The sequence below is a fragment of the Kitasatospora sp. NPDC040550 genome, assembly GCF_055594965.1.
On sequence record NZ_JBVIWC010000022.1, the window covers coordinates 750 to 19,737 of the forward strand.

An 18,988-nucleotide genomic window follows, 5' to 3' on the forward strand; every position below is an offset into this window, starting at 1 on the left:
CGTCCCCAGGGTGGTGGCTTCAACCGCGACCGTGACGACCGCGGTGGCTTCCGTCGCGACGACCGTCCGCAGGGCGGTGGCTTCCGCCGGGACGACCGCCCGGGCGGGTTCCGTCGCGATGACCGTGACGACCGTCCGCGTCGTGACGACCGTCCGTCGTTCCGCGACCGTGACGACCGCGGTGGCGACCGTGGTGGCTTCCGCCGTGACGACCGTCTGCAGGGCGGCGGTTTCAACCGTGACCGTGGTGACCGTCCGCAGGGTGGCGGTTTCAACCGCGACCGCGGTGACCGTCCCCAGGGTGGTGGCTTCAACCGCGACCGTGACGACCGCGGTGGCTTCCGTCGCGACGACCGTCCGCAGGGCGGTGGCTTCCGCCGGGACGACCGTCCGGGCGGGTTCAACCGTGACCGTGACGACCGTGGCGGCGAGCGCGGTGGTTTCAACCGTGACCGTGGTGACCGTCCGCAGGGTGGTGGCTTCAACCGGGACCGTGACGACCGCGGTGGCGACCGTGGTGGCTTCCGCCGTGACGACCGTCCGCAGGGCGGCGGTTTCAACCGCGACCGTGGCGACCGTCCCCAGGGCGGCGGCTTCAACCGCGACCGCGGCGACCGTCCCCAGGGCGGCGGCTTCAACCGCGACCGTGACGACCGCGGTGGCTTCCGTCGCGACGACCGTCCGCAGGGTGGCGGCTTCCGCCGGGACGACCGTCCGGGCGGGTTCAACCGTGACCGTGACGACCGTGGCGGCGAGCGCGGTGGTTTCAACCGCGACCGTGGCGACCGTCCCCAGGGTGGCGGCTTCAACCGCGACCGTGACGACCGCGGTGGCTTCCGTCGCGACGACCGTCCGCAGGGTGGCGGCTTCCGCCGGGACGACCGTCCGAGCGGGTTCCGTCGCGATGACCGCGACGACCGTCCGCGTCGTGACGACCGTCCGTCCTACCGCGACCGCGACGACCGTGGCGGCGACCGCGGCGGTTTCAACCGCGACCGTGGCGACCGTCCGCAGGGTGGCGGCGACCGCGGTGGCTTCCGCCGGGACGACCGCCAGGGTGGTGGCGGCTTCCGTCGCGACGACCGTCCGTCCTACCGCGACCGCGACGACCGTGGCGGCGACCGCGGCCGTGGGGACTACGACGACCGTCGTGGCAACTACGAGCCGGTCAAGCGCCTGCCGATCCCGGAGGACGTCACCGGCTTCGAGCTGGACGCGGACGTGCGCCAGGAGCTCAAGAGCCTGCCCAAGACCCTTGCGGACGACGTCGCCCGCAACCTGGTGATGGTGGCCCGGCTGCTCGACGGCGATGCGGAGGAGGCCTACCAGTACTCGCGCGTCGCGCTGCGGCTGGCGTCCCGCGTGGCCGCCGTCCGTGAGGCGGCCGGCTTCGCCTCGTACATGACGCAGCGTTACTCCGAGGCGCTGACCGAGTTCCGCGCCGCCCGTCGGATGACCGGTCGTGCCGACCTGTGGCCCGTGATGGCCGACTGCGAGCGCGGTCTGGGCCGTCCGGAGCGGGCGCTGGCGATGGCCGGCGAGCCCGAGGTGAAGCAGCTGGACAAGGCCGGTCAGGTGGAGATGCGCCTGGTCGCGGCCGGTGCCCGCAGCGACATGGAGCAGTTCGACGCGGCCGTCGTCACCCTGCAGAGCCCGGAGCTGGCCTCCAGCGCCGTGCACCCGTGGACCGCGCGCCTGCGGTACGCCTACGCCGAGGCGCTGATCGCGGCCGGCCGCGGCGACGAGGCCCGTGACTGGTTCGCCAAGGCCGCCGAGGCCGACACCGAGGGTTCGACCAACGCCTCGGAGCGCCTGGCCGAGATCGACGGCGTGGAGTTCACCGACGCGCTCGACCCGGAGCTGGCCGACGAGGACGTCGCCGACCAGGCCGACGCCCCGGCGAAGAAGCGCGGCGGCGACGTCTCCGACGACCGCGTGATCTTCGAGGACGAGGAGGACGTCGAGGAGTTCTACGACGAGGACGACCTCGAGATCGACGAGGACTTCGACGGCGTGGTCCCCGAGCGCGCCGAGGCCGCTGAGAAGGCCGACAAGGCCGAGGCCAAGGGCGACGCCCAGGCCTGAGCGTCCTGAGACACGCCGTGAGGCCCTGCCGATGCCCCTTCGGGGGAGATCGGCAGGGCCTCACGGCGTCCGGGGCTTCCTGCTGCCCGGCGGACTGGCCCAGCGGAAGCGGACTAGCCCAGCGGAAGGCTGCGCAGCACCAGCCCGGTGGCCGGCTTCGGCCCGAACGAGGTGGACTTGCGCGGCATGGTGACGCCCTGTTCGGCCAGCCGCCGTACCACGCTCTCCCGGACCGGGTGCAGCAGTACGGCGGTGCCTCCGGTGCGGGCGGCCTCGCGCTCGGCGGCCGCGGCGGTGTGCAGGTAGCCGATGTCGTCGGGGCCGTCGGGGACGTGCCAGGTGTGGTCGAGCAGGGTGGCGTGCAGCACGGTGGCGTCCAGGTGACGCCATTCCTCGGGCCGGTCGTGCGGCACGGTGGCCCCCAGCAGGGCCTCCTCCGGCTCGCCCAGCAGCCAGAACACGCCGTCGCCGCCGGTGAGGACGAAGCCGTTGCCGCCGTGCCGCTTCTGCTCGGCGAGGGCCTGGAGGGCGGCGGTCAGCGGACCGGGGACCTCCTTGACCTTCCACTGGTCGCCGAGCTTCTCCAGCGCCTCGGCCACCGGCAGCCGGTACAGCACCCGGTGGATGGCCCGAACCCGCAGCGGGTAGCGGGCGGTGTCCACCAGCAGCACCATGCCGCGGTCCCACGGGCTGCGGGGCAGGTGGCGGTGCTCGCGCTGGAGGCGCAGGTACATCTCCCAGCGGTGGTGGCCGTCGGCGATCAGGGCCCGGCAGGTGGCCAGGTCGCGGCTGATCTCGCCGAGGTCGGCGGGGTCCGTGACGGCCCACAGGCGGTGGTGGGTGCCGTCGGTGGTGGCGGTGGAGAGCAGCGGCTCGCCCTCGACGGTCCGCTCGATGACGCCGGAGGCGCCGCCGTTGCCGCGGTAGGTGAGCAGCAGCGGTTCGAGGTTGGCCCGGGTGGTGCGCATCAGTCCGACCCGGTCGGCGACCGGCCGCGGCATCACGTCCTCGTGCGGGAGGACGACCCCGGCCTCGGGGCCGCTCACCGCGAGGGCGCCGATCAGGCCGCGCTGGAGCAGTTCGGGCGTGTCACCGTTGCCGGGGACCCGCTGCTCGTAGACGTAGATGGCCGGCTCCGGATCGGCGGCGAGGACGCCCTCGCGCTGCCAGGCGGCCAGCAGCCGGGCAGCGTGCCGGTACTTGGTGTCACGGTCGGGGCGGTCGCCGGCGTCCTCGGGCTCCGGGCGGGGCAGGATCAGCCGGACCACGTTGTGCGGGTCGGCGGTCTCCAGGTCGAGCCGGCGCCCCGGATCGACGACGTCGTACGGCGGGGACATCACCGAGGCCAGCGCGCCGACCCGGTCGGGGACGTAGCGCAGGCCACGGAAGGGGGACAGGGACAGGCCTGCGGTGGCGACGTGCCCGGGATCGCCGGGGCCGCCCACGGGAGTCTCGACTCCGTCTTCTGCACTGGGTGTGCTCATTCTGGGCATCGTAACCGGGTACGCGTTGTTGAGAGATCGGAATCCCCGTGCCGAACGGTCGGGCGGGTGTACGACCGAGGGCGAGGTACGGCATGGAGGACGGGCAGGAACGGCTGGACGGCGGTGTGCCGGGGGAGCGCTTGCCGACGGGCGGCGTGCCCGCCCAGGGGCGGCCCGGGGAGCCGGCCGGGGACGTCTACGACTGGTTCCGCCGGGGCGCGAAGCTGCTGGCCCAGGGGCACCCGGCGGCGGCCGAGCAGCTGCTGACCCGGGCCGCGGAGGCCGAGCCGCACTCGCGCAGCATCCGGGAGGCGCTGGCCCGGGCGCAGTTCGACGCCGGTTCGTACGCGGCGGCGCTGGAGAACTTCCGGGCGGTGGCGCTGGCCGATCCCTCGGACGACTACGCTCAGTTCGGGTGGGGGGTCGCGGCGGCCCGGCTGGGCGACTTCGAGACCTCCGCCGAACACCTGGCGCTGGCGGTGGCCATGCGGCCGGAGGCCGACCACTACCGGGCGGCGCTGCGGCAGACCAGGGCGACCCTGGCGGCCCGCGCCGGGGCCTACGGCCCGCTGCTGCCGGGAGCGCCCGGCTACCGTGGGCCGGGGGTGCCCGGGCAGGTCGAGGAGCCCGGCGGCGTCGACGAGGACGCCTGACCGGGCGGACAGTGACGAGCAGACGGACCGCGGTGAACGCGGACGAACCGCAGTGAATGAGGTAGGGCAGGCATGACCGAGACGGCCACCCCCGTGCGACGGACCGCCCCCGGCGGCAGCGACCGCCCGCTGACCGAGGCGTACGACACGGCGCTGCTGGACCTGGACGGCGTGGTCTACGCCGGCCCGCACGCGATCGAGCACGCGGTGGACTCGCTGGCGGCGGCCCGGACGGCCGGGATGCGGCTCGCGTACGTGACCAACAACGCCTCCCGACCGCCGCGGGTGGTCGCCGAGCACCTGACCGAGCTGGGCGTGCCGGCCGAGCCCGCGGACGTGATCAACTCGGCCCAGGCGGCCGCCCGGGTGGTCGCCGAGAAGGTCCCGGCCGGGGCGAAGGTGCTGGTCGTGGGCGGGCTGGGGCTGGAGGAGGCGCTGGCCGAGCGCGGGCTGGTCGCGGTCCGCTCGCTGGCCGAGGAGCCGCTCGCGGTGGTGCAGGGCTTCGACCCGTCGGTCGGCTGGGCGCAGCTGGCGGAGGCCGCGTACGCGGTGCGCGGCGGGCTGCCGTGGGTTGCCTCCAACACCGACATGACGGTGCCGACGGCGCGCGGCATCGCGCCCGGCAACGGGACGCTGGTGGCGGCGGTGCGGGCGGCGGCCGGGGTGGACCCGGAGGTGGCGGGCAAGCCGCTGCCGCCGATGCACCGGGAGACCGTGCTGCGGACGGGTGCGCGGCGGCCGCTGGTGGTCGGGGACCGGCTGGACACCGACATCGAGGGTGCGTTCAACGGCGGGGTGGACAGCCTGCTGGTGTTCACCGGGGTGACCACCCCGGCGCAGCTGCTGGCGGCCCCGGTCGAGCACCGGCCGACGTACCTGGCGGCCGACCTGCGCGGCCTGCTGGTCACGCAGTCGGCGGTGACGGCGGCGGGCGGCGGCTTCGCCTGCGGCGGCTGGACGGCGGTGGCGGAGGGCGGTGTGCTGCGGCTGGCCGGTGCCGGGGACCGCTGGGACGGCCTGCGGGCGCTGTGCGCGGCGGCGTGGACGGCGCTGGACGCGGACGGCGGGCCGGTGGACGGGCGGAAGGCGCTGGCCGAGCTCGGGTTCTGAGGTCGTCCGGGACGGTCGTTCGGGTCGGTTGTCCGAGACGGTCGTTCGGGTCGGTCGCCCCGGACGGCCGTCTGAGTCGTACGTCCGATTCAGACGTCCACGACGGGTCGTTCGGGGTGGCTCATCCGGGCCGGGCGTCTGACACGGACGTACGAACCGACCCTCGGTACGGACGTCCGTGTCAGGCGCCCGACCCAGGCCCTCAGAGCAGGGTGCGCAGCCGCAGCAGGTCGCGGAGGCCGGCCTCCAGCTTGACCCGGCCGCTCGCCCAGGCGGAGGCGAAGTGGAGTTCGCCGCCGACCAGGGCGAGCAGGTCGTCGCTGGCCATGGTGAGTCGGATCGCGGCCTTCTCGGCGGGCGGGCCGGGCACGGCGACCAGGTCCTGGATCCGGCCGTCGCGCAGCTGCCCGGTGAAGGTCAGGTCGAGGTCGGTGATCCGGCAGCTCAGCGAGCGGTCGAGGGCGGCGGCCTTCTGGACGTCGCCGGTGGCCTTCGCCATGTTCCGGCTGAGCTGCTCCAGTGCCTCCCGGCACTCCTCGGCGTTCGCCACGGCGCTCGCTCCATCCCCAGGTCACTACGGTGCGGACTGCCGGGCCACGGTACCTCAGGAGGGTTTTGGCGGTAGCGTCGTCAGTGGGGTGCCCGGAATCGCCCGGGTGCCGAGGGCGACGGAGCGCGGCGCGCGGGCGCGCGCAGGCGCGGAGGAGGCACCCGGATGCTGCCGAGGACGGTGCGGGGAGCGGTGGCGGCCGCCGCCGTGGTGGTGGAGGAGGTCGGCAAGCGGGTCGTCGACACGGCGGCCGCGGTCCTGGAGAAGACCGGCGTCGACGTGGCCGAGGTCGAGCGCAGGCTGGGCGGCCAGTTCCCGCCGTCGGCGAAGACGCTGCAGACCCTGGCGGAGGAGGCCGTCACCGCCGGGCGGGCCGGGGTGGACCTGGCGGTCGGGGTGGCGCGCAACGAGGTGGAGAAGGCCTTCGAGAAGGTCGGCGACCAGGTGACCAAGGTCGGCGTGGTGCTGGCGTACCTGGAGAGCAAGTTGCGCGAGGTCGAGGAGGAGCCGTCCGCGGCCAAGGCCGGGCCGGGCCCGTCCACGGCCGGGTACCCGGCGGAGGAGCCGGTGCCGGCGCCCCGGGCGGACGACCTGTTCGGGCGCGGCTGGGAGTTCGAGGACGAGCGCGTGGCGGCGGAGCCGATAGTGGCCGAGCGGGTGGAGGTGGACGAGCCGGTGGAGGTCGATCCGCCGGTGGCTCCGGTGCCGCCCGTGGCGGTGACCGGGAACCCGGTGGCGGAGGGGGCGACGGCGGGGAACGCCGCAGTGGAGAAGAAGACCGCCGCCAAGAAGACCACGGCCGCCGAGAAGGCCACTGCGGCGAAGAGGGCCACCCCGGCGAAGAAGGCCACCGCGGCGAAGAAGACCGCCGTCGCCAAGAAGGCCACGGTGAAGAAGACGGCCACCGCGAAGCCGACCGAGGCGGACGGCCGGGCCGGGACGGCGGCCAAGCGCACGGCGACCCGGAAGACCACCGTCCGCAAGGCCAGCAGCACGAAGAAGCCCGATGTCCGGGACGAGTGAGCCGGGCGCACCGGCCGAGCCCGCACAGCCCACCGAGCTCGCAGAGCCCGCAGAGCCCGCAGAGCCCGCAGAGCCCACCGTCCTCACCGACGCCGCCGCCCTGGCCGTAGGGCCGCTCGGGGTCGAACTGCTGCCCACCGGGCACCCCGGGGTGGATGCCGGGCTGGCCCGGCTGGAGGCTCTGGACGGGGTCCCGGCCGAGGCACACGTCGCGGTGTACGAAGATGTTCACCAGCGGCTCGCCGACGCGTTGGCCGCACTCGACCAGGATTGATCCGCAGGACCCCGTAGGAGCTGAAACACCAGTGGCAGTGGCACGACGCCGACTCGACGCGGAGCTGGTCCGCCGCAAGCTGGCCCGGTCGCGTGAGCACGCGTCCGAGCTGATCGCGGCCGGCCGGGTGACCGTCGGTGGCACCACCGCGACCAAGCCGGCCACCCAGGTGGAGACCTCGGCGGCGGTCGTGGTGGCCAAGGACGACAACGACCCCGACTACGTCTCGCGCGGCGGGCACAAGCTGGCCGGGGCGTTCGCGGCCTTCGTGCCGCAGGGCCTGGTGGTCGAGGGCCGCCGGGCGCTGGACGCCGGCGCCTCCACCGGCGGGTTCACCGACGTGCTGCTGCGGGCCGGGGCGGCCCACGTGCTGGCGGTGGACGTCGGCTACGGGCAGCTGGCCTGGTCGCTGCAGAGCGACGAGCGGGTGACGGTGATGGACCGCACCAACGTGCGCGAGCTGACCCTGGAGACGATCGGCGGCACCCCCGTCGACCTGGTCGTCGGTGACCTCTCCTTCATCTCGCTGGGCCTGGTGCTGCCCGCGCTGGCCGCCTGTGCGGCGGCGGACGCGGACCTGGTGCTGATGGTCAAGCCGCAGTTCGAGATCGGCAAGGAGCGGCTCGGCAGCGGCGGGGTGGTGCGCAGCCCGCAGCTGCGTGCCGAGATGGTCCGGCAGGTCGCCGGGCAGGCGTGGGAGCTGGGGCTGGGCGTGCGCGCGGTCACCGCGAGTCCCCTGCCGGGGCCGTCCGGGAACGTCGAGTACTTCCTCTGGATGCGCCGGGACGCCCCGCAGCTGGACCCCGCGGACGCGGACCGGGCCGTGGCGGAGGGGCCCCGATAGGGTGCTCTGCGAGCGTCCGGCCCGTCATGCTGGATGGCGCGGCCGCACCGGGCCGAGGGCGACCCGGCAGGCGTAGGGAGAGGGCAGCGGCATGAGCGATGAAGAACGCACGGTCTTCCTGATCGCGCACACCGGCCGGGAGGCGGCGTTGCGCAGCGTCGAGGCCCTGGTGCACGGGCTGCTGAAGTCGGGGCTGCGGATCAGGCTGCTGGAGGCGGAGGCGGTGGACCTCGACCTGCCGGACGGGGTCGAGAAGGTGGCCGAGGGGCCGGGCGCGGCGGACGGGTGCGAGCTGATCCTGGTGGCCGGCGGGGACGGCACGCTGCTGCGCGGCGCGGAGTTGGCGCGCTCGCACGGGCTGCCGATGCTGGGCATCAACCTCGGCCGGGTCGGCTTCCTGGCCGAGGCGGAGCGGGACGACCTGGCCGTGGTGGTCGAGCGGGTGGTGGACGCCGACTACGAGGTCGAGGAGCGGATGACGATCGACGTCATCGTCCGCACCAACGGCGACGTGGTGCACGAGGACTGGGCGATGAACGAGGCGTCGATCGAGAAGGCGTCCCGGGAGCGGATGCTGGAGGTGGTGACCGAGGTGGACGGCCGTCCGGTCTCCAACTTCGGCTGCGACGGGGTGGTCTGTGCGACGCCGACCGGTTCGACGGCGTACGCCTTCTCGGGCGGCGGGCCGGTGGTGTGGCCGGAGGTGGAGGCGCTGCTGATGGTGCCGATCTCCGCGCACGCGCTGTTCGCCCGGCCGCTGGTGACCTCGCCGGACTCGGTGCTGGCGGTCGAGGTGCAGCCCAAGACCCCGCACGGGGTGCTCTGGTGCGACGGGCGCCGCTCGGTCGAACTGCCCGCCGGGGCGCGGGTGGAGGTGCGCCGGGGGAAGACGCCGGTGCGGCTGGCCAGGCTGCACCGGGCGCCGTTCACCGACCGGCTGGTCGCCAAGTTCGCCCTGCCGGTGACGGGTTGGCGCGGCCGCTCGAACACCCCCTGCTGACGGTCCGCCGGATCGTCCGGGCGATTCAGACCGCCAGCGCCTGGCCCTCGTCGGCCGTGCCGAGCCGGCCGCCCGCCGTGGCGCGGGCGGCCACCGCGGCCAGCCGCCGCACGGCGGCGGGGACGGCCGGGGCGGGCACGGTGAGCGGGATCCGGATGTGGTGCTCGAAGGCGCCGTCCGAGCCGAACCGGTTGCCGGCCGCGATCCGGATCCCGGCCGGCTCCCCGGCCTGGGCCAGCGCCGCGCCGGACAGGCCGCCGGTGGTGCCCCAGAGCGCGAGGCCGCCGGGCGGCAGCGGGAAGCTCCACTCCGGCAGCTGTTCGCGCAGTGCGGCGGCGAAGGCGTGCGCGGTGGCCCGCAGCCGGTCCAGCTGGTGGGCGCGGACGGCCGGGAGCGGTTCGCCCAGCAGCTCGGCGGCGATCAGCTGGTCGAGCACCGGGGTGCCGACGTCGCTGTAGACCCGCTCGGTGGCCAGCCGCCGGACCAGCGCGGGCGCGGCCCGGACCCAGCCGATCCGCAGGCCGCCCCAGAGCAGCTTGCCGGCCGAGCCGACGGTGACCACCTGGGCGGCCCGGTCCAGCGCCGCCACCGGGCGCGGCAGCGGCGTGGACTCCGGTACGCCCCAGCCGAGTTCGGCGGTGGTCTCGTCCACCAGCACGATGCTCCCGACGGCCCGGGCGGCGGCCAGCAGCCGGCGGCGCTGGTCCTCGTCGATCAGGGCGCCGGTCGGGTTGTGGAAGTCCGGGATGACGTAGGAGACCTTGGGGGCGGCCCCGCGCAGCACCCGCTGCCACTCCTCCAGGTCCCAGCGCCGCCGGGCGCCGACGGTGTCGTAGGGGACCGGCACCAGGCGTGCCCCGGTGAGGCGCAGCGCCTGGAGGGTGTGGGCGTAGCTGGGGGCCTCGACGGCGACCCGGTCGCCGCGGCCGACCAGGGCCCGCTGGGCCAGGTGCAGTCCGCCCATCGCGCCGGTGGTGACGAGGATCTGGTCGGGGGTGGTGGGCAGGCCGCGCTCGGTGTAGCGGCGGGCGACGGCCTCGCGCAGCACCGGGACGCCGGTGGGGTAGTGGCCGTGCCCGGCGGCGTACTGCGGCAGCAGTTCGACGGCCCGGGCGGCGGCCCGGCCCAGCCAGGGCTGGGGGGCGGGCAGGGCGGCGACGCCGAGGTCGAGGATCCGGCCCTGTTCGTCCGGGGGGACGGGGTGCAGGGCGTCGCTGGGCGGCGGGGCGCCCTCGGGCAGGGCGGTCCAGCTGCCGGCGCCGCGGCGGCTGAGCAGGTAGCCGTCGCCGCGCAGGGCCTCGTAGGCGGTGGCGACGGTGGTGCGGCTGAGTTCCAGGGCGGAGGCGAGTTCGCGTTCGGCGGGCAGCCGGGCGCCGACCGGCAGCCGGCCCTCGGTGACCAGCAGCCGGATCTGCCCGGCCAGGGTGCGGTAGGCGGGGCGGCGGGCGGTGGCCGGTTCGGGCAGTCGCGCGGTGGCGAGCAGCCGGGCCAGCGCGGGCGGGGTGACGGTGGTGTGCCAGTCGGCCATCGCTGATCAGTCCACTTGCTCGGAATTGGCTCTGTCATGAGCCACTTTGGCCCCTTCATGATGGCAGGGCGGCCACCGCGCCGCCACCACCGGGGCCGCCCCGGGGTGCAGCACCACCCGCAGGAGCAGCAGTGGCCACCACGACCGCGTCCACGTCCACGTCCACCTCACCGTCCGCCTCAGGTCCGGCCGTCCGGATCCTCGGCGACACCCACGCGCTGGGCCGCCGGCTGCCGCAGCTCGCCGTCGGCCTCGCCCTGTACGGGGCGAGCATGGCGCTGATGCTCCGCTCCGGCCTCGGCCTCGACCCCTGGGACGTCTTCCACCAGGGCCTGCAACGCGTGTTCGGCCTCACCGTGGGCGCCTGGGTGACCGTCTGCGGCGCCCTGGTGCTGCTGCTGTGGATCCCGCTGCGCCAGCGCCCGGGGGTGGGCACCGTCGCCAACGTGCTGGTGATCGGCGCGGCGATGGACCTCACCCTGCGGGTGGTCGACGGCCCGCAGGGCCTGCCCGCCCGGGCCGCGCTGATGGCCGCCGCGGTGCTGCTCAACGGCCTGGCCTCCGGCCTCTACATCGGCGCCCGGCTCGGCCCGGGCCCCCGGGACGGCCTGATGACCGGACTGCACCGACGCACCGGGCGTTCGCTGCGGCTGATCCGCACCGGCATCGAGGTCACCGTGCTGGCCGTCGGACTGCTGCTCGGCGGCACCGCCGGGGTCGGCACGGTGGTGTACGCGCTGCTCATCGGTCCGCTGGTGCAGTTCTTCCTGCCGTGGTGCACGGTCCCCACGGCCGCCCAAACGCCCCGGAAGGAGTGAACCCGGCGGCACGGAGTTGCCGCGCGCCGTTGCCGCTCGTCGCGCTCCGGGGGCGGAACCTCGTAAGGTCGTCTCCGTGTTGGACGAGATGCGGATACGGGATCTTGGGGTCATCGACGATGCGGTGGTCGAGCTGGCTCCCGGCTTCACCGCCGTGACCGGTGAGACCGGCGCCGGCAAGACCATGGTGGTGACCAGCCTCGGGCTCCTGCTCGGCGGCCGCGCCGACCCCGGCCTGGTGCGCCACGGGGCCGGGCGCGCCGTGGTGGAGGGCCGGCTGGAACTGCCCGCAGACTCCCCGGTGGCGGCCCGCGCCGTCGAGGCCGGGGCCGAACTGGACGACGGAGCGCTGCTGATCAGCCGGACCGTCTCCGCCGAGGGCCGCTCCCGGGCGTACGTCGGCGGGCGGGCCGTCCCGGTCGGGCTGCTCACCGAACTCGGCGAGGACCTGATCGCCGTGCACGGCCAGACCGACCAGCAGCGGCTGCTGCGCCCGGCCCGCCAGCGCGGCGCGCTGGACCGCTACGCGGGCGGGACGGTCGCCGAGCCGCTGGCCCGCTACCGGGAGACCTACCGCGCCCTGCGCGAGGTCGCGGCCACCCTGGAGGAGCTGACCACCCGGGCCCGCGAGCGCGCCCAGGAGGCCGACCTGCTGCGCTTCGGCCTGGACGAGATCGCCGCCGCCGAGCCGGTGGCCGGGGAGGACGTCGAGCTGGCCGCCGAGGCTGAGCGGCTCGGCCACGCCGACGCGCTGTCCTCCGCCGCGACCCTCGCCCACGCGGCCCTGGCCGGCGACCCGGCGGACCCGGAGGCGCTGGACGCGGGCACCCTGCTCGCCCAGTCCCGGCGCGCCCTGGACGCCGTGCGCCACCACGACGAGCGGCTGGCCGCCCTGGCCGACCGGCTGAACGAGGTCGGCTACCTGCTGGCCGACGTCGCCGGGGACCTCGCGGGCTACGCCGACGACTTGGACGCCGACCCGGTGCGCCTCGCCGCGGTCGAGGACCGCCGGGCCGTGCTGGCCCAGCTGCTGCGCAAGTACGGCGGCGAGGAGAACGACCTCGCCGAGGTGATCGCCTGGGCCGAGGCCGGCTCCGCCCGGCTCGCCGAACTCGACGGCGACGACGAGCGGATCGACCAGCTCGGCGCCCAGGAGACCGAGCTGCGGGCCGAGTTGGCCGAGCTGGCGGCCGAGGTGTCGGCCGCCCGGCAGGCCGCCGCCGGGCGCTTCGCCGAGGCCGTCTCCGCGGAGCTCGCCGAACTCGCCATGCCGCACGCCCGGGTGACCTTCTCGATCACCCGGGTCGACGACCTGGCCGGCATCGAACTGGACGGCCGCACCGTCGCGTACGGGCCGCACGGCGTGGACGAGGTCGAGGTGCTGCTCGCCCCGCACCCGGGCGCCCAGCCGCGCCCGATCGCCAAGGGCGCCTCGGGCGGTGAGCTGTCCCGGGTGATGCTCGCCGTCGAGGTGGTCTTCGCGGGCGCCGATCCCGTCCCCACCTACCTGTTCGACGAGGTGGACGCGGGCGTCGGCGGCAAGGCCGCCGTCGAGATCGGCCGCCGGCTGGCCAAACTGGCCGAATCCGCCCAGGTCGTGGTGGTCACCCACCTCCCGCAGGTGGCCGCGTTCGCGGACCGGCACCTGGTGGTGGAGAAGACCAACGACGGCACCGTGACCCGTTCCGGGGTCAAGGTGTTGAACGACGAGGAACGGGTGCGGGAACTCTCCCGGATGCTGGCCGGCCTGGAGGATTCGGAGCTGGGCCGGGCCCACGCCGAGGAGCTGCTGGCCGCCGCCCGGGCCCCTCGCCACCAGTAGTCGGAACCGGCGGCCCTCCCCGTCGGGACGGCGACGCGCCCCCGGTGGCGCCGACTGTCCAAGAGGGCCGCCGACCTGGCATGGTGGCGGCTGGACACTGGCTTTCCAGTCCCGAGCGCCGCCGGGCGGGCAATCCTCGCGAAGCGGCGCGCGAACCTGATCGAGTCGGATGCGAGACGACGTGGACCATTCCGCCGCCCGGGCCACCGCGGCCGCCCCGGAACCGGGGCAGCTGCACGTGGTACTCGTCCTGGCCGCCAGCACCGGCGGCATCGGTGCGCACGTGCGTTCCCTGGCCCAGGGCCTGGTCGCACACGGGGTGACCGTCACGGTCTGCGCGCCGGCCGGCACGGACGCGCTGTTCGGCTTCTCCCGCACCGGCGCGCGGTTCCACACCGTCGACATCACCCCCACCGCGGGGGCCCGCAGCGACGCCACCGCGATCGGCGAGCTGCGCCGGGCCTTCACCGGCGCCGACGTGGTGCACGCCCACGGGCTGCGGGCCGGCCTGCTGTCCGACCTCGCGCTGCGGACCGCCGGCCGCTTCCCGGGCCTGCGCCCGGAGACCCCGCTGGTGGTCACCTCGCACCACGCGCTGCTGGCCACCGGCATGGAACGGCGGCTGCAGCGGCTGATGGAGCGCCGGGTGGCGCGCGCCGCCGACCTGGTCCTCGGCGCCTCCTCCGACCTGGTCGCCAGGGCCCGCGAACTGGGCGCCACCGACGCCCGGCTGGGCCCGGTGGCCGCCCCGCCGATGCCCGAGGGCCGGCTCGGCCGGGCCGAGGCGCGGGCCGCGCTGCTCGGCGACGGCCCGGACCGCCCGCTGGTGCTGGCGGTCGGCCGGCTCGTCCCGCAGAAGGCCTTCGGGGCGCTGCTGGACGCCACCGCCGAGCTGTCCGGGCTGGACCCGGAGCCGCTGCTGCTGCTCGCCGGGGACGGTCCGGAGGCGGGCCCGCTGCGCGAGCGGGTGGCCGCCGAGAAGCTGCCGGTGCGCCTGCTCGGCTACCGCACCGACGTGCCCGACCTGTTGGCCGCCGCCGACGTGGTGGTGGTCTCCAGCCGCTGGGAGGCCCGCTCGCTGGTGGTCCAGGAGGCGATGCGGGCCGGTGTGCCGGTGGTCGCCACCGCCGTCGGCGGCATCCCCGAGCTGGTCGGCGACGCCGCCCTGCTGGTGCCGCCGGGGGATCCCGCGGCGCTCGGCCGGGCGGTGCGGGGGCTGCTTGCCGACCCGGCCCGCCGGGAGCAGCTGGTGGCGGCCGGCCGGCAGCAGGCCGAGACCTGGCCGGACGAGGCCGCCACCGTCGCCCAGGTGCTCAGCACCTACGACGAGTTGGTGCAGCGGGGCTGAGCAGCCCTCAGACGCCGGCCCGCTCCACCTGCTCCGTGGCCCGGTCCGCCTCGGCGCCGTCCGGCTGGGCCGACAGGTAGGCGGCGCCGCAGGCGGTCAGCCGCAGGGCGGTGTCGATCAGCGGGACGTGGCTGAACGCCTGCGGGAAGTTGCCGACCTGGCGCTTGAGCCGGGGGTCCCACTCCTCGGCGAGCAGCCCGAGGTCGTTGCGCAGGGACAGCAGCTTGTCGAACAGCTCGCGGGCCTCCTGCACCCGGCCGATCATGGCCAGGTCGTCGGCGAGCCAGAACGAGCAGGCCAGGAAGGCGCCCTCGTGGCCGGACAGGCCGTCCACGTTGTTGCCGGACTCGTCGTGGGTCGGGTAGCGCAGCACGAAGCCGTCCTCGGTGGACAGTTCGCGCTGGATCGCCTCGATGGTGCCGATCACCCGCTTGTCGTCCGGCGGCAGGAAGCCGACCTGGGGGATGAGCAGCAGCGAGGCGTCCAGCTCCTTGCCGCCGTAGTACTGGGTGAAGGTGTTGCGCTCGGGGTCGTAGCCCCTCTCGCAGACGTCCCGGTGGATGGTCTCGCGCAGGACGCGCCAGCGCTCCAGGTGGCCGTCGGAGGGGGCGTCCTCGGGGGTCTGCTCCAGCAGCTTGATGGTGCGGTCGACAGCGACCCAGGCCATCACCTTGGAGTGGACGAAGTGCCGGCGCGGGCCGCGGACCTCCCAGATGCCCTCGTCCGGGTTCTGCCAGTGGTCCTCCAGGTACTCGATCAGGCGCAGCTGGAGGTGGTGGGCGTGGTCGTTGCGGACCAGGCCGGTCATGTGGGCCAGGTGCAGGGCCTCCACCACCTCGCCGTAGACGTCGAGTTGGAGCTGCCCGGCGGCGCCGTTGCCGATCCGCACGGGCAGTGAGCCCTCGTAGCCGGGCAGCCAGTCCAGCGAGGACTCGGTGAGCTCGCGCTCGCCGGCGATGCCGTACATGATCTGCAGGTTCTCCGGGTCGCCGGCGACCGCGCGCAGCAGCCACTCGCGCCAGGCGCGGGCCTCCTCGCGGTAGCCGGTGCGCAGCAGCGAGGAGAGGGTGATCGCGGCGTCGCGCAGCCAGGTGTAGCGGTAGTCCCAGTTGCGCTCGCCGCCGATGTCCTCGGGCAGCGAGGTGGTGGGGGCGGCGACGATGCCGCCGGTGGGGGCGTAGGTGAGGCCCTTGAGGGTGATCAGCGAGCGGACCACGGCCTCCCGGTAGGGGCCCTGGTAGGTGCACTGGTCGGCCCAGTCGTGCCAGAACTCGGCGGTGGCGTCGAGCATCGCCTCGGCGTCCGGGACGGCCGGCGGCTCCAGGTGGGAGGCCTGCCAGGTGAGGGCGAAGGCGATCCGCTCGCCGGCCCGGACGGTGAAGTCGGCGTAGGTGGTGAGGTCGCGCCCGTAGGTTTCGGCCTCGCCGTCCAGCCAGACCGAGTCGGGCCCGGCCACGGCGACGGTGCGGTGGCCGCCGTCGGCCTGCTCGACCCGGTGCACCCAGGGGACGATCCGGCCGTAGGAGAAGCGCATCCGCAGGGCCGAGCGCATCCGCACGGTGCCGGCCACGCCCTCGACGATCCGGATCATCTGCGGCACGGAGTCCTTGCCGGCCAGCGGGCGGGGCGGCATGAAGTCGATCACCCGGACGGTGCCGCCCTGGGCGTCCCACTCCTGCTCCAGGATCAGCGAGTCGCCCCGGTAGCGGCGGCGGTCGGCGGGCACGGCGGGGGCGGCGGCGGTGGGCGGCGGGACGCGCAGGCCGGCGGTGTCGCCGAGGCGGGGCAGGGCGGCCTCGGCGGGGGCGGCGGCCGGGGCGGGGAGCTCGGTCGCCACGGCCTCGGCCGGTCCGATCCGCCAGAAGCCGTGTTCATCGGTGCCGAGCAGGCCGGCGAACACCGCCGGCGAGTCGAAGCGGGGGAGGCAGAGCCAGTCCACCGCCCCGTCCCTGCTGACCAGGGCAGCGGTCTGCATGTCCCCGATGAGTGCGTAGTCCTCGATACGGCCGGCCACGTGGATCTCCAGTTCGCAATGTGGTCAGGGCATCGGCGAACCAGGGAGCGAGCGGGTCTGCGGGGCCGGAGGTTCACCCCGGGACGTCCGGCCCGCCGGGGGGTGGTGGCGGGCCTTGCTGGAGTGTCCGCGCGGGGCTCGGTGAGCCCCTGGGGGTGGGTGGGGAGGAAGCTGGATTACGGGGAGGTCCGGTCGCGCATCGGGGACCGGGAGTGTCCTGACGCTCCCACGCCCTCCGCGTGCTCGTGCTGTCGCGATGCGTCCGTGCAGCTTACGACGGACGAAAGGGGCGAAGCACGCGGGCGCAGCCTCGTGTGGCGCCGCAATTCGGCGGAAATGCCGTGCATCGCGGGGGCGCGGCGCAGGATGGTCCGGAAGGATCAGCTCCGGGTGGCCGTAACGGACGGGCTGGCATGGCCCGGTCGGAGCGCCCCGGCTGGCCCGGTCCGGTGGGTGGTGCGACCGGTGTGACGCGTGCGGCGGATGATGCGCCGGTGGTGCGCCCGGCGCACGCTCCCGGAGTGCCGAGCGCGGGCCGAAAGGCGTCCCGGTCAGGTCACTGTTACCCTGGTATCCCGTGGACCGGCGGGATCAAACGCCCCGGACCAGCCGAACCGACGACCCTTCGAGCGCCGCGCACCCCGCCGGCCTCCCGTCGCCCGGCGAGCCGCGAGCTTCTCCCGCCCACGTCACTTTCGACACGCGACCCACGGGAGCCCCCTCTTGGCACAGCCCCATTCCGGCAAGGCAGCGAACGGCCGCGCCGTGACGACCAAGCACCTCTTCGTCACCGGGGGTGTCGCCTCTTCGCTCGGAAAGGGGCTGACCGCCTCCAGCCTCGGCGCGCTGCTCAAGGCCCGCGGCCTGCGCGTGACGATGCAGAAGCTCGACCCGTACCTCAACGTGGACCCGGGCACCATGAACCCGTTCCAGCACGGTGAGGTCTTCGTCACCGACGACGGCGCCGAGACCGACCTGGACATCGGCCACTACGAGCGGTTCCTCGACACCAACCTGCACGGCTCGGCGAACGTCACCACCGGCCAGGTGTACTCGACGGTCATCGCCAAGGAGCGCCGCGGCGAGTACCTGGGCGACACCGTCCAGGTCATCCCGCACATCACCAACGAGATCAAGTCCCGGATCCGCCGGATGGCGACCGAGGACGTCGACGTCGTGATCACCGAGGTCGGCGGCACCGTCGGCGACATCGAGTCGCTGCCGTTCCTGGAGGCCGTCCGCCAGGTCCGCCACGAGGTCGGCCGGGACAACGTGTTCTTCGTGCACGTCTCCCTGCTGCCGTACATCGGCCCCTCGGGCGAGCTCAAGACCAAGCCCACCCAGCACTCCGTCGCCGCGCTGCGCAACATCGGCATCCAGCCGGACGCGATCGTGCTGCGCGCCGACCGCGAGGTCCCGCAGGCGATCAAGCGCAAGATCTCGCTGATGTGCGACGTGGACGAGGAGGCCGTGGTCGCGGCCATCGACGCCAAGTCGATCTACGACATCCCGAAGGTGCTGCACGGCGAGGGCCTGGACGCCTACGTGGTGCGCCGCCTGGACCTGCCGTTCCGCGACGTGGACTGGACCACCTGGGACGACCTGCTGCGCCGCGTCCACGAGCCGCAGCACATCGTCAAGGTCGCCCTGGTCGGCAAGTACATCGACCTGCCGGACGCCTACCTGTCGGTGACCGAGGCGCTGCGCGCCGGCGGCTTCGCCAACAACGCCCGGGTCGAGATCAAGTGGGTCACCTCGGACGACTGCGAGACCCCCGAGGGCGCCCGCGAGCAGCTCGGCGACGTCGACGCGATCTGCATCCCCGGCGGCTTCGGCGACCGCGGTGTCAACGGCAAGGTCGGCGCCATCACCTTCGCCCGCGAGAACAAGGTCCCGCTGCTGGGCCTGTGCCTGGGCCTGCAGTGCGTGGTCATCGAGGCCGCCCGCAACCTGGCCGGCCTGCCCGAGGCCAACTCCACCGAGTTCGACGCCGCCGCCAAGCACCCGGTCGTCTCCACCATGGCCGAGCAGCTGGCGATCGTCGACGGCAAGGGCGACCTGGGCGGCACCATGCGCCTGGGCCTCTACCCGGCCAAGCTCGCCGAGGGCTCGATCGTCCGCGAGGTCTACGGCGGCGAGCCGTACGTCGAGGAGCGCCACCGCCACCGCTACGAGGTCAACAACGCCTACCGCGCGGACCTGGAGAAGACCGGCCTGCAGTTCTCCGGCCTCTCGCCCAAGGGCGACCTGGTCGAGTACGTCGAGTACCCGCGCGAGGTGCACCCGTACCTGGTGGCCACCCAGGCCCACCCGGAGCTCAAGTCCCGCCCGACCCGCCCGCACCCGCTGTTCGCGGGCCTGGTCAAGGCCGCCATCGAGATCAAGACGGCCGCGGCCGCGGAGTAGTCCCCGGCCCCGGTCGTTCACCGGACGGC

15 protein-coding genes and 1 pseudogene are annotated in these 18,988 nt (G+C 74.7%); 12 read left to right on the forward strand and 4 right to left on the reverse strand.

Features of this window, described 5'->3' with window-relative positions:
- Positions 1-1,011 (forward strand): annotated as a pseudogene (locus ACZ58X_RS28325) (hypothetical protein); the annotation flags it as partial.
- Positions 1,012-1,176: 165 nt separating this feature from the next.
- The gene (locus ACZ58X_RS28330) at positions 1,177-2,085 is read left to right on the forward strand and encodes a tetratricopeptide repeat protein (protein ID WP_470336528.1); all 909 of its coding nucleotides are present in this window, start codon (positions 1,177-1,179) and stop codon (positions 2,083-2,085) included.
- A gap of 113 nt (positions 2,086-2,198) precedes the next feature.
- Here the strand turns inward: ACZ58X_RS28330 and ACZ58X_RS28335 are convergent, their stop codons facing one another.
- Entirely contained in the window at positions 2,199-3,569 is a 1,371-nt protein-coding gene (locus ACZ58X_RS28335; protein WP_470336417.1) for a DUF1015 family protein, read from the reverse strand.
- 92 nt (positions 3,570-3,661) lie between these two features.
- Here ACZ58X_RS28335 and ACZ58X_RS28340 point away from each other — a divergent pair, with 92 nt between their 5' ends.
- Positions 3,662-4,222, forward strand: a complete 561-nt coding sequence (locus tag ACZ58X_RS28340) for a tetratricopeptide repeat protein (protein WP_470336418.1) — start codon at positions 3,662-3,664, stop codon at positions 4,220-4,222.
- Positions 4,223-4,294: 72 nt separating this feature from the next.
- On the forward strand, positions 4,295-5,332 hold the full coding sequence (locus ACZ58X_RS28345; protein WP_470336419.1) for an HAD-IIA family hydrolase: 1,038 nt from the start codon (positions 4,295-4,297) through the stop codon (positions 5,330-5,332).
- 202 nt (positions 5,333-5,534) lie between these two features.
- Here ACZ58X_RS28345 and ACZ58X_RS28350 read toward each other — a convergent pair whose 3' ends face one another.
- The gene (locus ACZ58X_RS28350; protein ID WP_470336420.1) at positions 5,535-5,882 is read right to left on the reverse strand and encodes an SCP2 sterol-binding domain-containing protein; all 348 of its coding nucleotides are present in this window, start codon (positions 5,880-5,882) and stop codon (positions 5,535-5,537) included.
- Positions 5,883-6,047: 165 nt separating this feature from the next.
- On the opposite strand from ACZ58X_RS28350, the gene ACZ58X_RS28355 reads away from it, so the two are divergent.
- The 4 genes from ACZ58X_RS28355 (at position 6,048) to ACZ58X_RS28370 (ending at position 9,023) form a co-directional block, all read left to right on the forward strand.
- Positions 6,048-6,905 (forward strand): hypothetical protein, encoded by an 858-nt coding sequence (locus ACZ58X_RS28355; RefSeq protein WP_470336421.1) that lies wholly within the window; start codon positions 6,048-6,050, stop codon positions 6,903-6,905.
- Positions 6,889-7,179 (forward strand): hypothetical protein, encoded by a 291-nt coding sequence (locus ACZ58X_RS28360; RefSeq protein WP_470336422.1) that lies wholly within the window; start codon positions 6,889-6,891, stop codon positions 7,177-7,179. The genes ACZ58X_RS28355 and ACZ58X_RS28360 overlap by 17 nt, the downstream gene beginning before the upstream one ends.
- Before the next feature lie 37 nt (positions 7,180-7,216).
- Positions 7,217-8,023 (forward strand): TlyA family RNA methyltransferase, encoded by an 807-nt coding sequence (locus tag ACZ58X_RS28365; RefSeq protein ID WP_470336529.1) that lies wholly within the window; start codon positions 7,217-7,219, stop codon positions 8,021-8,023.
- Positions 8,024-8,114: 91 nt separating this feature from the next.
- Positions 8,115-9,023, forward strand: a complete 909-nt coding sequence (locus ACZ58X_RS28370; protein ID WP_470336423.1) for an NAD kinase — start codon at positions 8,115-8,117, stop codon at positions 9,021-9,023.
- A gap of 25 nt (positions 9,024-9,048) precedes the next feature.
- Here the strand turns inward: ACZ58X_RS28370 and yczR are convergent, their stop codons facing one another.
- A complete protein-coding gene (yczR, locus tag ACZ58X_RS28375; protein WP_470336424.1) occupies positions 9,049-10,551 on the reverse strand; it encodes a MocR-like transcription factor YczR in 1,503 nt (500 codons plus the stop codon).
- Positions 10,552-10,682: 131 nt separating this feature from the next.
- Here yczR and yczE point away from each other — a divergent pair, with 131 nt between their 5' ends.
- The 3 genes from yczE (at position 10,683) to ACZ58X_RS28390 (ending at position 14,539) form a co-directional block, all read left to right on the forward strand.
- Positions 10,683-11,369 carry a membrane protein YczE gene (yczE, locus tag ACZ58X_RS28380; RefSeq protein ID WP_470336425.1) on the forward strand — a complete coding sequence of 229 codons (687 nt, stop codon included), beginning with the start codon at positions 10,683-10,685 and terminating at the stop codon, positions 11,367-11,369.
- 88 nt (positions 11,370-11,457) lie between these two features.
- Positions 11,458-13,191, forward strand: a complete 1,734-nt coding sequence (gene recN, locus ACZ58X_RS28385; protein WP_470336530.1) for a DNA repair protein RecN — start codon at positions 11,458-11,460, stop codon at positions 13,189-13,191.
- 181 nt (positions 13,192-13,372) lie between these two features.
- The gene (locus ACZ58X_RS28390) at positions 13,373-14,539 is read left to right on the forward strand and encodes a glycosyltransferase family 4 protein (RefSeq protein ID WP_470336426.1); all 1,167 of its coding nucleotides are present in this window, start codon (positions 13,373-13,375) and stop codon (positions 14,537-14,539) included.
- A gap of 7 nt (positions 14,540-14,546) precedes the next feature.
- Here ACZ58X_RS28390 and ACZ58X_RS28395 read toward each other — a convergent pair whose 3' ends face one another.
- On the reverse strand, positions 14,547-16,553 hold the full coding sequence (locus ACZ58X_RS28395) for a glycoside hydrolase family 15 protein (protein WP_470336427.1): 2,007 nt from the start codon (positions 16,551-16,553) through the stop codon (positions 14,547-14,549).
- 723 nt (positions 16,554-17,276) lie between these two features.
- Here ACZ58X_RS28395 and ACZ58X_RS28400 point away from each other — a divergent pair.
- Positions 17,277-18,959, forward strand: coding sequence for a CTP synthase (locus tag ACZ58X_RS28400; RefSeq protein WP_470336428.1), 1,683 nt, complete (start codon positions 17,277-17,279; stop codon positions 18,957-18,959).
- Positions 18,960-18,988 lie beyond the last annotated feature (29 nt).

Coding starts and splice junctions, on each gene's coding strand:
- ACZ58X_RS28335 (WP_470336417.1), bottom strand. CDS start 3,569: ATGAGCACACCCAGTGCAGAAGACGGAGTCGAGACTCCCGTGGGCGGC.
- ACZ58X_RS28340 (WP_470336418.1), top strand. CDS start 3,662: ATGGAGGACGGGCAGGAACGGCTGGACGGCGGTGTGCCGGGGGAGCGC.
- ACZ58X_RS28345 (WP_470336419.1), top strand. CDS start 4,295: ATGACCGAGACGGCCACCCCCGTGCGACGGACCGCCCCCGGCGGCAGC.
- ACZ58X_RS28355 (WP_470336421.1), top strand. CDS start 6,048: ATGCTGCCGAGGACGGTGCGGGGAGCGGTGGCGGCCGCCGCCGTGGTG.
- ACZ58X_RS28360 (WP_470336422.1), top strand. CDS start 6,889: ATGTCCGGGACGAGTGAGCCGGGCGCACCGGCCGAGCCCGCACAGCCC.
- ACZ58X_RS28370 (WP_470336423.1), top strand. CDS start 8,115: ATGAGCGATGAAGAACGCACGGTCTTCCTGATCGCGCACACCGGCCGG.
- yczR (WP_470336424.1), bottom strand. CDS start 10,551: ATGGCCGACTGGCACACCACCGTCACCCCGCCCGCGCTGGCCCGGCTG.
- recN (WP_470336530.1), top strand. CDS start 11,458: ATGCGGATACGGGATCTTGGGGTCATCGACGATGCGGTGGTCGAGCTG.